A 12,213-nucleotide genomic window follows, 5' to 3' on the forward strand; every position below is an offset into this window, starting at 1 on the left:
AAAATAGAATTATTTATCTTTTGTAAAAATAGCTATTTTGTTAACTTTGTCAATATCTATTGAAATCATGAAGATTACCGAAGGAGAACTGATATTAAAAGGGGACCGAATTATTGAACACGTTCCTGCTATTGCTGACAAAGCTTTACGAATCAATCTTAACAAAAACATTTACGGAACCTTTGCCGAAATTGGTGCCGGACAGGAAACTGTACGCCATTTTTTCCGTGCTGGAGGTTCATCGGGAACTATTGCGAAAGCGATGTCCGCTTACGATAAAGATTTTAGTGACGCTATTTACGGTGTGGAAGATGATGGTCGTTATGTAACGGAAAGCCGTCTTAAAAAAATGCTTGCTCACGAAACACGCTTAATCGAAGAACGTTTAGGCCGTGAAAAACATCCTGAAAAATTATTCTTCAGTTACGCCAATACCGTTGCTACCATTGATTTTGCCAAGCAATTCAAAGGACACGGCTGGGTTGGAATCAAATTTCAGGTAGATCCGGGTGAAGAGTATAACGAAATTACGCTGCACATCCGTTTCAAGGAAAACGATTCGAAGTTACAACAGGAAACCCTTGGAACCCTTGGGGTTAATCTTATCTACGGAGCTTTCTACAAACACAAAGACCCTAAGAAATTATTAAAATACTTATACGATCATTTAGATAAAGATCAATTGGAAATCGACACCATCAACTTTTCGGGACCTATATTCCAAGATGTTGACAACCGTCTGATGAGTTTGCAATTGGTTAAAAACGGAATGACAGACGCGGTAATGTTCGGTCCGGACGGGAACAACGTTTTACCCGCCGCAGTACTTTACAAAAAAAATATCCTTGCGCTTCGTGGTAGTTTCAGACCGGTAACGAAAGTGAACATGGACATGTACGAGAAGTCTTTGGAGATGTTCCTTCAGGAGAAAAAAGTAGAAAAAGAAAATACTTTGGTGGTTTTTGAAATTACCTTATCCAATTTACGTTCCGAAGGTGAAATTGACGAGCGCGATTTCATGGACAGAGCGGAATTACTGTGCTCCTTAGGACAAACCGTAATGATTTCCAACTTCCAGGAATATTACAAAGTGGTGGAATACTTCTCCGAATACACTAAAGCCCGCATGGGATTAGCCATGGGAGTAAGCAACCTGATTGATATTTTTGACGAGAAATACTACCGTCATTTGAGTGGCGGCATTCTGGAAGCTTTCGGTAAATTGTTCTACCGTGATTTAAAAGTGTTCCTGTATCCGATGGAAGAAAACGGAGAAATCATCAACTCACAAAACCTGAAAGTGCACCCTCGTATGAAAGAATTGTACAAATTCTTCGCTTACAACGGAAAAGTACTGGATATCACCGATTTCGACCAGGATCACCTTAAAATTTTCTCAAGAGAAGTACTGAAAATGATTTCCAAAGGAAAATCCGGTTGGGAAGATATGCTGCCGGAAGGTATTGCCGAACTGATTAAAAAAAACAATTTGTTCGGATTTGGTGAGAAAAAACAACTTGAAGAAGTTTAAAAATACAAGCAGTAATCAGTGGTCTGTAATTTACTAACAGACCACTGAACACTTTTTACTAAACACCTAATATCTGAGCAGCGTGCTCCTTTGTTTTTACTTTTGCGATTACTTCTTCAATAATTCCTTTTTCATTGATTACAAAAGTCGTTCTGTGGATGCCGTCAAATTCGCGACCCATGAATTTCTTTGGCCCCCAAACCCCAAAAGCTTCAATTACTTTTTTATCTTCATCAGCTAAAAGCGGGAAAGGCAACTCAAACTTATTTTTGAAATTGGATTGTTTTTTCTGGGTATCGGCACTCACACCCAATAACTCGTATCCTTTACTGATAAGTTCCGAATAATTGTCTCTTAAATTACAAACTTCTATCGTGCAACTCGGTGTGTTGGCTGCCGGATAAAAAAATACGACTAGCTTTTTTCCTTTATAATCTGATAGTTTATGTGTAAGCCCTTCTTGATCAACAGCGGAGAAGTTCGGTGCTTTATCACCTTTTTGTAAAGTAGTCATCTTATTTTTTTGTTTGGAATGTTTAAAGTTTAATTTTGTTCAAAGTTGCACATTTTATAAACATAAAAAAAATGACCAAAGACGAAAAAGTACAATTCGTAATTGCTACTTTAAATGAATTATATCCGGAAATACCCATTCCGCTGGATCACAAAGACCCTTATACTTTATTAGTAGCCGTTTTACTTTCCGCTCAGTGTACAGATGTTCGGGTGAATCAAATCACACCGTTGTTATTTGCCAAAGCCGATAATCCTTATGATATGGTAAAATTATCAGTGGAGGAAATCAAGGAAATCATCAAACCGTGCGGGCTTTCACCAATGAAATCAAAAGGAATTCACGGCCTGTCCCAAATTCTGATCGAAAAACACAACGGTGAAGTCCCCCAAAGTTTTGAAGCTTTGGAAGCGTTACCGGCTGTAGGTCATAAAACCGCAAGTGTTGTAATGAGCCAGGCTTTTGGTGTTCCTGCTTTTCCGGTCGATACCCATATTCACCGTCTGATGTACCGCTGGAACCTGTCAAACGGAAAAAATGTACAACAAACCGAAAAAGACGCCAAACGTATTTTCCCTAAAGAAACCTGGAACGATTTACACCTTCAGATTATTTGGTACGGAAGAGAATATTCACCGGCACGTGGCTGGAATCTTGAGAAAGATATAATCACCAAAACACTGGGCAGAAAATCGGTTTTGGAGGAATATTATAAAGGCAAATAATTCATTAACGATTCTTCAAAAACAAACCGCAACTCACAGATACACTGCGATGTTGCGGTTTTCAATTAGTACAGATCGAAGAAATGCCTCGAAATTAACACTTCGAGGCATTTCCCTAATTAGCAATATTCTCAAAAACTAAATCACCCACTTTAGTAATACTCAGGGCTTTCGAATAGCTGAGTAAAAAATTAACCGTTTCCTTCCTAGGTGACATTTTGGGACTTGCTTTTTTCTTCTTAGAGTAGAGTTTTGCCATTGCTATACATTTAAATTATATAACAACAACGCAAGTATTTTATAAATATTGTTTAATTGGTTAAAATAATTTGGTTTTTTTCGATAACCTTTCTTAAGTTCATTAAAGCATAACGCATTCTTCCTAAGGCTGTGTTGATGCTAACCCCAGTAATATCGGCTATTTCTTTGAAACTCAAGTCGTCGTAAATACGCATTACCAACACTTCTCGCTGATCGTCGGGAAGTTCGTTAATCAATCGCTGTAAATCAACCTCTACCTGTTCGGTGATGATCTTATTCTCAATATTCGGACTGTTATCCGACATGATTGAAAAAATAGAAAACTCCTCAGTCTCTCTGTGGTACGGCATCTTTTTCGTTTTACGGAAATGATCCACAATCAGGTTGTGTGAAATACGCATTACCCAAGGCAAAAATTTACCTTCTTCGTTATAGTTTTTCGTCTTTAAAGTTTTGATAACTTTAATAAAAGTGTCTTGAAAGATATCCTCGGTAACGTCACGATCCATTACCTTCGAATAAATAAAACCATAAATCTTAGATTGGTGTCTTTCGATTAATGTAGCTAAAGCAATTTCGTCTCCACCTACATAATTTTTCACTAGGACTGCGTCCGGAAGTACAACATTAGCCATAATAATACCTTTTAGTTTTTGGTTTGGGAATTAAGTCTTTACAACTCTAAAAAGTATTTTTATCCTATAGGCGAATGTTATTTTTTGCAATTAGTGATACCCAAATATAACAATAAATATTTTTATCTCACAAATTAATTTTGAAAATTTAACAATATTTAAGACAATAACCTTAAAAATCCGATGAAAAAACTAAAAATAATTAAATTTAGGCTTTTTACTGATTTTAAGCAATTTACGTTATTTACAACGTAATATTGTGTAAACAAATTCCCTGAAATTTGGTTTTTGACTATCTTTGCAATTCATTGAATTTTGCTATGCAAACCGACATCACAACACTAGAACCTAAGAAGAATATCATCATTAAAGGAGCGCAACTTCACAATTTAAAAAATGTGGATGTGGCGATTCCCCGTAATAAACTTGTGGTGATTACCGGGCTTTCGGGTTCAGGAAAATCCAGTCTGGCATTCGACACCCTTTATGCGGAAGGCCAACGCCGCTACGTGGAAAGCTTATCATCCTACGCAAGACAGTTCTTAGGAAGATTAGACAAACCAAAAGTAGAATACATCAAAGGAATCGCGCCTGCCATTGCCATCGAGCAAAAGGTAAACACCACCAATGCGCGCTCGACGGTGGGTACTTCTACGGAAATTTACGATTATTTAAAACTGCTTTATGCCAGAATCGGGAAAACCTTTTCGCCGGTTTCAGGCCTTGAAGTGAAAAAACATACCGTAACCGATGTGATCACTCAGGTGAAAAACTTCGACCTGGACAGCAAATGGTTACTCCTTTCCCCTATTCATCTGGAAGCCGGACGAGCACTGGAAGACAAACTGAAAGTCCTTTTACAACAGGGTTTTGCCCGTATTCTGGTGAACAACGATATGGTTCGTTTAGATGAAATCGATCAGCATTCGTTAGACAATAAAGACGTCTTACTGATTATCGACCGTATCGTGGTAAAAGAAGAAGAGGAATTCTTCAACCGCTTGGCCGATGCTGTACAAACTGCTTTCTACGAAGGAAAAGGCGAATGTTATCTGCAGGAACTCAATTCGGATAAGAAATTCACCTTCAGTAATAATTTTGAACTGGACGGCATTACCTTTTTGGAACCGAACATCCATTTGTTCAGCTTCAACAATCCTTACGGTGCCTGCCCGAAATGTGAAGGTTACGGAAACGTTATCGGGATTGATGAAGAACTTGTGGTTCCAAATACAGCACTTTCGGTATACGAAAACGCCATTTATCCGTGGAGAGGCGAAAGCATGGGCTGGTACCGCGATCAGTTGGTGAACAACAGTCATCATTTCGATTTTCCGATTCACAAACCGTTTTTTGAATTATCTCCCGAACACAAGGCTCTGATCTGGAAAGGAAACAAATATTTTGTTGGTCTGGATGCTTTCTTTCAGGAATTGGAAGAGAAAAACTATAAAATTCAAAACCGCGTAATGCTTTCCCGTTACCGAGGCAAAACCAAGTGTAACGTCTGTAAAGGAAAACGTTTGCGTCAGGAAGCCAATTACGTTTTGGTAGGCGGAAAAACCATTTCGGATTTAGTCGATTTACCGATTAAAAACCTGATTGAATTCTTCAAAGGCATGACCTTGAACGAATACGACGAAAAAATTGCTAAACGTCTTTTACTGGAAATCAACAATCGTTTGCGCTTTTTAGATGAAGTGGGACTGAACTACCTGACTTTGAACCGAAATTCGGCAACATTATCCGGTGGAGAATCACAGCGCATCAATCTGGCGACATCTTTAGGAAGCAGTTTGGTAGGTTCGATGTATATTCTGGATGAGCCAAGTATCGGTTTGCATCCAAAAGACACGGAACGCCTTATAAAAGTTTTGGAAGATTTACGCAATTTGGGTAATACTGTAATTGTTGTAGAACACGACGAAGACATCATGAAAGCGGCCGACATGATTATCGATATCGGTCCGGAAGCAGGAACCTTTGGCGGACGATTGGTAGCTCAAGGCACTTACGAAGAAATTCTGAAAGCCGATTCCCTGACCGCACAATACCTGAACGGAAAAATGGAAATCGAAGTTCCGAAGAAACGCCGTAAGTTCAAAAACCATGTGGATGTTATCGGAGCCCGTGAAAACAACTTAAAAAACATCAATGTTACTTTTCCTTTAGAATGTTTAACCGTAATCACGGGAGTTTCGGGAAGCGGAAAAAGTACTTTAGTCAAGAAAATATTGTTCCCTGCCCTTCAGAAGAAACTGGAAGGTGTTGGTGAAAAAGCAGGTCAGTTTACCGATTTAGGCGGAAGTTATTCCCTGATCAAACACATTGAATACGTAGACCAGAACCCGATCGGAAGAAGTTCACGTTCCAACCCGGTTACGTATATTAAGGCTTATGATGATATCCGTGATTTATTTTCCAAACAGCAATTGTCGAAAATGCGCGCCTATCAGGCCAAACATTTTTCGTTCAACGTTGATGGCGGACGCTGTGAAACCTGTAAAGGTGAAGGTGAAGTAACCATCGAGATGCAGTTCATGGCCGATGTGCACCTGGAGTGTGAAACCTGTAACGGAAAACGTTTCAAAAAAGAAATCCTGGAAGTAAATTTCGAAGGTAAGAATATTGATGATATCCTAACGATGACCATTGATGATGCCATTGAATTCTTCAATACTCATAAACAGACGAAAATCATCCAGAAGTTACAGCCTTTGCAGGATGTGGGATTAGGCTATGTTCAGTTGGGACAATCGTCTTCTACCCTTTCCGGCGGTGAGGCACAGCGTATTAAACTCGCATCCTTTTTGGTGAAAGGAGCTACGAAAGAAAAAGCGCTGTTCGTTTTCGATGAACCTACAACCGGATTGCATTTCCACGACATCAAGAAATTATTAGCTTCTTTCGATGCTTTGATTGAGAAAGGTCATTCAATAGTAGTAATCGAACACAACCTGGATTTAATCAAATGTGCCGATTACATTATTGATATTGGCCCGGAAGGTGGTGAAAACGGTGGAAATCTTATCGCTTTCGGAACACCGGAAGAAGTTTCCAAAAACGCTAAATCGATTACCGGACATTACTTAAAAGATAAACTATAAAAAAAAAGACCTCAATTAGAGGTCTTTTTTTTATTCTATAATAAACTTCTTGGTTATTCTTTTATCTCCGGATTCCAGAACACCCATGTAAATTCCACTGCTTAATTGTGAAACATCCAGCGTTTCAATCTGTCTGGCATTGGAAAATGACTTATTGAAAACATTTTTACCATTGATATCTACAATTGAAAAAGCATAATTTGCATCGGTCAATGTCCCCAAATTGATATTCAGTTTCCCTTTTGTCGGGTTTGGGAAAAAGCTTATCTGAAAATCTGCATTAAAGTCATCATTAGACAAGGTCGTATTTGCACGTGCAAAATGCATCGTTGCTCCGGTTGTAGCTTTCGAAATCTTATATACATAAACCGGATCCATATTTACTAATAAATCCGTTGAAGTATGACGGTGCGGCGACTCATTTTTCTCAAAAAAACCGGTAATAATCTCGTTATTCTCTTCAAAAGGCATATAATCTGAAGCATAAGCGTAATTCAAATAGGTGCTTAAGGGCGAATACAAACCAACACATGTAATAAGCTCATTCGTTATTGTATTTGAAGCAGCATTATTCGATGTTGGACTTCCCGTATCTCTTTCACAAGTAATAGTGTTATTTGTCATTCCGGCAACACCACCTACCTCATCAATATTGAACACAACACGAATATCCATTTTTGGTGTTGTACCGTTAACTACTGATGAAACATAATGCTGACTACCATAAAGTCCGTCTTCTTCCCCACTGAAATGGATAAATTTTACAGAATATTCAGTTGAAATGCTTTGTAACAATCTTGCAGCTTCCAGTAAAACTACCGTTCCACTACCATTATCATTAGTTCCGGTACCTGTTATCGAATCATAATGACCACAAACAATAACATAAGTGTTAGGGTAAAGCGTTCCGACTTTTGTTACAACTAAATTTTTGCAGGTATATCCGGAATAAGAATAACTGTCTTCCACCATCTGACCAGCCGTATAGCCATAACTAAGGTATTTATTTTTTATCCAATCAAGGGTATTTTGAAGCGCTGCGGTTCCTTTTCTTTTAACCCCAAGAGCTTCGTATTGTGTTAAATTGGTGGTAATGTTTGACTGTTGTGCCTGATTGACCACATCAGCATAGGCCTGAATAAAAGTTTGCGCAGTGGTGATTTGCAAACCAAACACCGCCGATAGCAACAGCAATGTTTTTCGATTAAGTAATTTCATTTTAGTTAGTTAAGTTAGTTTGGTTCACGAATTTATAAAAATTTAACTTAAAAATTATTTTTTTTTATAATTTTCAACCTATTCTGTAATTGATAGTGAAATGAAACATATTTTATCTTCCGAATTTATTCTTTACGTTGACGATCAGGACGCTGCATCCCGCTTTTACGAAGGCCTTTTCAGAAGCACACCAAGTTTGGAAGTTCCGGGCATGACCGAATTCACATTATCCGAAAACTTAAAAATCGGCTTGATGCCCAACAACGGAATTGCGAAAATTATTACACCTGTAATGGCACATCCGGAAAAGGGAAACCAAATTCCGCGTTGTGAACTCTATTTTTATGTGGAAAACATTCAATCTGAATTTGAAAATGCAGTAAAATGTGGTGCAAAAATCATCAGTGGTATTGAAGACCGGAACTGGGGTGACCGCGTTTGTTATCTTGCCGATCTTGACGGACATATTATTGCATTTGCAGAAAAAATTTAAGTAAACCGAACTTATTTCCCCTTTTTGAATCTCATTCCTGTTTGCGGAATGAGATTTTTTTATCACCACAACCCTTTTATTTACAACCAGTTGCAAAGTATTTTTATACTAGGCACGCATAGTAAATATTTTTGGCACGCTAATTGGATATTACTAAACAACAAGAAATTTTACTTGTTCGAGAAAGCCGAAAATCGAAAGAGTAAGCAAACTATTAAATTAAAGTGTTATGAAATCGTAAGATTCTCGAATACCTTGATTTAGAAAATAAAATTGTCATGAGAAAAAAAATTACTCTATTAGTAGCCAGCATCTTCCTGGCAGGAAGTATGGCTTATGCGTCAGAAAATCCTGTTTTTTCTGACAACAACGGAAGAAACCCACGCCACAATGTGGATTACCGTAATGCCGAACCGATTATGTTCATGGAGCGGGGAATTGAGTTCTACATCTTTCCAAATGGGGAATTTGATTTCAACACCAGACCTTCAGGACCTAGACCCAGAGTTGTAAACACAACCTATGGAGCCCCTGGAGTAAGTGTAACCCACTATGGACCTGCAAACTACGGAGTGCGTGTAGAACACGATAACTTCGGACGTGTAAGACGGGTTGGAAACGTTTTCATCAACTATGACGGACGCAACCGTGTAAAACGTGTAGGTTCAGTTTATATGCGATACAACAGTTTTGCATTAACCCAAGTGGGCGGCCTGCGAATCTTCTACAACCGAAGAGGATGCATCATCGATGTGGTAGGTTATGTGAACGGAGCGAGTCATGCGTATGCCTACAATCCTTTTGCAGGCGCCGGATACGATAATGGTAACTATGGCCCCGCTAATGATTACGGTTACGATAACGGTTATGAAAGCGGTTCCGGTTATAACGAAGACGATTACTACTACTACCGCGCTGATGGTTCAAAAGCCAAAATGAGCAAAGAAGAAGTAGAAGAAATCAGAAAAGACGAGCAATCCGTAAAGGAGAAAAATAAAAGATCTTAGGTATAGTTAAGATTTGGTTGGTTAGTTTGGTTAATTTCCCGTGGAGCAGCAATGTGAAGCGGGATTTTTACATTTTAAAAGGGCCTAAAGTGTAAGTCCATACTTCTTTGGTTTTACTTCCGAACTGTTTTTGAACCGGATAAAAAAACACCTGTTGCTGAATGCTTTTCTTCCCCGAATCCACCTGAACCGTGTACGTAAACAAAAAGCTGTTTTCCAATACTGTTTTTTTCTCAATTTCAAGAAACTGAATGGCATGCTTTGAAGTTTTGAGTTGCTGCAATAACGCTTCAAGACTGATTTTGTTTCCGGATTCCAATAAAAGATTATCCATGGTTACAGAAACATTCCCGAAAAGATTCGTGATATTTTGCGCTACCTGAAGTTTGAAAGCCTCGGATTCGTCACCGGACAACATTTGAAAATAACTGTATAAATCCTTGATTTTCTCTTCAGCATTTTCCTGATAAGCCCCGATAGCCGCAACATTAAAATTCGCCTGAATAGCTTGCCTGCCCATTTTTTTATTAACGTTTGAAGTTTCTGTACTCACTTCTTTATTCGAAACATTTTGTCCGAAACAAAAAACAGAACTCAACAACAGGAATAAATACAGATACTGCTTCATCTTACTTCTGAATTAATCGGATTAACGAAATTTTATTATTGGTGTCTTTCTCCAAAACCACTATTTTCAGTTTTTTAAGTGAGGGCGTCGGTACCACTAATTGCTGCGTAAACTCTTTTTTATCAAAATATTCCACGCCCAGATTGTCTTTCAGCATGATCATCACTTCAAGGTTGTCCGACAAAATCATCTCCAATTGCTTTTTCCGGATCTCCCAGTCTTTAACATCGGATTGCATAAACGCTTTTAACATCATGCCGTAATCGTCCGGTTGCAGTTCGATTACCTGCGCTTCCGAATTGGAACTTACCGTAATTTGCCGGCTCTGATAAAAAGGGCTTTTCAAAACCACTTTATCTTTCCCGCGTACTTCCAAAACGCCGTTTTTAACCGGTATTGCTTTTTCAACCGAATCTTCCACAATAAAAGCGCTCACTTCATCAGCGGCAATTTTCTCTTTGGTAAAAGTATCTTTCAGTTCAAGGGTTTGCTTTTGCGGAACAAACACATTTTTAACAGGCAAGACAACAAGTATCAAAATGGCTCCTGCCACTGCCATGTACAGCATTCGATTAGTTTTCCTTTTGGGAACCTTGACTGCCATTTCCTCTTTAGCTTCTATTTGCTGATACTGGAATTTGAATTCGTCCCAACCCGAAACCCCAACATACTGGCTTAGAATGTCGAGCATGTCTTTTCGCGGAAGTTTCTCATTCTGTTCCGGTTTCAGATGGGTGTAAATCCATTTTTCACTTACGGATTGTTTTGTATTGAGCTGAATGGCATCGATCAGATTAAAAATATCCTGGGAACTGAACGTCTTCCAGCTTCCGGAAAAATACGGATGCTGCTTCTGATAGGTTTCCAAAACCTTTTGTTTCAACTGAAAAAACACGCCCAATTCGGTCATAAATAACTGCTGTAAAAGTAGTTCCCTTGTAGTTTTCTTTACTGTAAAAGCACTGTAAATGTACTGAAAAAACATTACAGAAAGTTGAAACCCGTTTTACAACAAACAATTCCCTGTCCAAAAATACATTTGCCTCATGAACTTTAAAAATCAGACACTATGAAATCAAAATGGCTAACCATCGCATGTACCGTAATTCCATTATTATCCGCTACGGCACAACATTCCGGAAATGTAAATTCCGAAACCGCTAAAAAAGAAATGGGCAATTACAATTACAACAACCAGTATCAGAACCGTGAAGTGAACAGCATCCAGACCACGTATTCCAACGATTATGAAATGGTTATCAACATCAAAGGGATTTACAACGAAAAAGCTACTGCACAACGAGCGGTTTTCAGTGTACTTCAGATTGGAAAAACGGCAGAAGAAGTGACCACGCTTATTGACGAACGCATCAGCAAAGTGGTAAAAGAAATTCAGGAATTTAACAAAGACATCGACGTGGTTTCCGATATTATCACGTTTATTCCAACGTACGAATACGAAGTGGAGAAAAAAATCTTCAACCCTAAAACCTACAACGAAAAACCGGCCGGATTCGAACTGAAGAAGAATCTCATCATCAAATACAAAACCACCAACGACCTGAACAAAATCATGAACATTTGTGCGAAACAGGAAATTTACGACATGGCAAAGGTAGATTATGTTACCAATAATCTTGACCAAATCCGGGATGTGCTTCAGGCAAAAGCGTTGGAAGAATACAAACAGATGCTTACCAATTATTCGTCGATTATGAATACCGATTTGTTCAAAAAAGAAAAAACGCTAACCGAAGGCTACAATACTATTTACCCAATGGAAAGCTACAAATCCTATTCCGCATACAGTCAGGCGTCGATCAATTTTGACCCGAAAAGCCAGGTGAACCAAGTGAAGAAAAACACCACACAGTTTTACGATGCGGCACTGTCAAAATCGCACACATTTGTAGTCAATCCCGAAATCACGGAACCAACCATCCAGCTTTTTTATGAAATGACAATTAAAATAAAACTCAAAGAAGACCAGCTGCCCAAAAACACGATTATCCGAAACAACCGCTATTACATTATCACCCCGGCCGGCGATATCAAACCGCTTAATTTATAAATGATTACAAAATCCCGTGGAAC

At 38.6% G+C, this 12,213-nt stretch carries 12 protein-coding genes; 6 read left to right on the forward strand and 6 right to left on the reverse strand.

The genetic code is table 11. The features are described from left to right. The first annotated feature begins 67 nt into the window (after positions 1-67). Positions 68-1,531: a TonB-dependent receptor gene (locus tag ACWPKD_RS13115; RefSeq protein ID WP_455413137.1), complete on the forward strand. Its 1,464-nt coding sequence runs from the start codon at positions 68-70 to the stop codon at positions 1,529-1,531. 58 nt (positions 1,532-1,589) lie between these two features. Here the strand turns inward: ACWPKD_RS13115 and bcp are convergent, their stop codons facing one another. Further along, positions 1,590-2,045: a thioredoxin-dependent thiol peroxidase gene (gene bcp, locus ACWPKD_RS13120; protein WP_455413138.1), complete on the reverse strand. Its 456-nt coding sequence runs from the start codon at positions 2,043-2,045 to the stop codon at positions 1,590-1,592. 71 nt (positions 2,046-2,116) lie between these two features. Here bcp and nth point away from each other — a divergent pair, with 71 nt between their 5' ends. After that, positions 2,117-2,770, forward strand: a complete 654-nt coding sequence (gene nth / locus ACWPKD_RS13125; protein ID WP_455413139.1) for an endonuclease III — start codon at positions 2,117-2,119, stop codon at positions 2,768-2,770. A 115-nt stretch (positions 2,771-2,885) separates the two neighbouring features. On the opposite strand, the gene ACWPKD_RS13130 is transcribed toward nth, so the two are convergent. Then, on the reverse strand, positions 2,886-3,029 hold the full coding sequence (locus ACWPKD_RS13130; RefSeq protein WP_455413140.1) for a hypothetical protein: 144 nt from the start codon (positions 3,027-3,029) through the stop codon (positions 2,886-2,888). 52 nt (positions 3,030-3,081) lie between these two features. Beyond that, entirely contained in the window at positions 3,082-3,666 is a 585-nt protein-coding gene (locus ACWPKD_RS13135; protein WP_455413141.1) for an RNA polymerase sigma factor, read from the reverse strand. A gap of 320 nt (positions 3,667-3,986) precedes the next feature. Between ACWPKD_RS13135 and uvrA the strand changes: the two genes are divergently transcribed. After that, entirely contained in the window at positions 3,987-6,773 is a 2,787-nt protein-coding gene (gene uvrA, locus ACWPKD_RS13140) for an excinuclease ABC subunit UvrA (protein WP_455413142.1), read from the forward strand. 30 nt (positions 6,774-6,803) lie between these two features. Here uvrA and ACWPKD_RS13145 read toward each other — a convergent pair whose 3' ends face one another. Further along, the gene (locus ACWPKD_RS13145; RefSeq protein WP_455413143.1) at positions 6,804-7,991 is read right to left on the reverse strand and encodes a M28 family peptidase; all 1,188 of its coding nucleotides are present in this window, start codon (positions 7,989-7,991) and stop codon (positions 6,804-6,806) included. A gap of 100 nt (positions 7,992-8,091) precedes the next feature. Here ACWPKD_RS13145 and ACWPKD_RS13150 point away from each other — a divergent pair, with 100 nt between their 5' ends. Further along, positions 8,092-8,484 (forward strand): VOC family protein, encoded by a 393-nt coding sequence (locus ACWPKD_RS13150; RefSeq protein WP_455413144.1) that lies wholly within the window; start codon positions 8,092-8,094, stop codon positions 8,482-8,484. Between the two features lie 278 nt (positions 8,485-8,762). Continuing rightward, positions 8,763-9,491, forward strand: a complete 729-nt coding sequence (locus ACWPKD_RS13155) for a hypothetical protein (RefSeq protein WP_455413145.1) — start codon at positions 8,763-8,765, stop codon at positions 9,489-9,491. Positions 9,492-9,558: 67 nt separating this feature from the next. Here ACWPKD_RS13155 and ACWPKD_RS13160 read toward each other — a convergent pair whose 3' ends face one another. Both ACWPKD_RS13160 and ACWPKD_RS13165 read right to left on the reverse strand, forming a co-directional pair. Next, complete coding sequence (locus ACWPKD_RS13160) at positions 9,559-10,119, reverse strand: hypothetical protein (RefSeq protein ID WP_455413146.1); 561 nt, start codon at positions 10,117-10,119, stop codon at positions 9,559-9,561. Position 10,120: 1 nt separating this feature from the next. Further along, positions 10,121-11,104 (reverse strand): hypothetical protein, encoded by a 984-nt coding sequence (locus ACWPKD_RS13165; protein WP_455413147.1) that lies wholly within the window; start codon positions 11,102-11,104, stop codon positions 10,121-10,123. Between the two features lie 84 nt (positions 11,105-11,188). Between ACWPKD_RS13165 and ACWPKD_RS13170 the strand changes: the two genes are divergently transcribed. After that, positions 11,189-12,190 (forward strand): SIMPL domain-containing protein, encoded by a 1,002-nt coding sequence (locus ACWPKD_RS13170; protein WP_455413148.1) that lies wholly within the window; start codon positions 11,189-11,191, stop codon positions 12,188-12,190. Positions 12,191-12,213 lie beyond the last annotated feature (23 nt).

Source organism: Flavobacterium pedocola (assembly GCF_053764385.1).

Bases quoted from the DNA above. Each gene is read 5' to 3' on its own strand.
- ACWPKD_RS13115 (WP_455413137.1), top strand. From the start codon at position 68: ATGAAGATTACCGAAGGAGAACTGATATTAAAAGGGGACCGAATTATT.
- bcp (WP_455413138.1), bottom strand. From the start codon at position 2,045: ATGACTACTTTACAAAAAGGTGATAAAGCACCGAACTTCTCCGCTGTT.
- nth (WP_455413139.1), top strand. From the start codon at position 2,117: ATGACCAAAGACGAAAAAGTACAATTCGTAATTGCTACTTTAAATGAA.
- ACWPKD_RS13130 (WP_455413140.1), bottom strand. From the start codon at position 3,029: ATGGCAAAACTCTACTCTAAGAAGAAAAAAGCAAGTCCCAAAATGTCA.
- ACWPKD_RS13135 (WP_455413141.1), bottom strand. From the start codon at position 3,666: ATGGCTAATGTTGTACTTCCGGACGCAGTCCTAGTGAAAAATTATGTA.
- uvrA (WP_455413142.1), top strand. From the start codon at position 3,987: ATGCAAACCGACATCACAACACTAGAACCTAAGAAGAATATCATCATT.
- ACWPKD_RS13145 (WP_455413143.1), bottom strand. From the start codon at position 7,991: ATGAAATTACTTAATCGAAAAACATTGCTGTTGCTATCGGCGGTGTTT.
- ACWPKD_RS13150 (WP_455413144.1), top strand. From the start codon at position 8,092: ATGAAACATATTTTATCTTCCGAATTTATTCTTTACGTTGACGATCAG.
- ACWPKD_RS13155 (WP_455413145.1), top strand. From the start codon at position 8,763: ATGAGAAAAAAAATTACTCTATTAGTAGCCAGCATCTTCCTGGCAGGA.
- ACWPKD_RS13160 (WP_455413146.1), bottom strand. From the start codon at position 10,119: ATGAAGCAGTATCTGTATTTATTCCTGTTGTTGAGTTCTGTTTTTTGT.
- ACWPKD_RS13165 (WP_455413147.1), bottom strand. From the start codon at position 11,104: ATGTTTTTTCAGTACATTTACAGTGCTTTTACAGTAAAGAAAACTACA.
- ACWPKD_RS13170 (WP_455413148.1), top strand. From the start codon at position 11,189: ATGAAATCAAAATGGCTAACCATCGCATGTACCGTAATTCCATTATTA.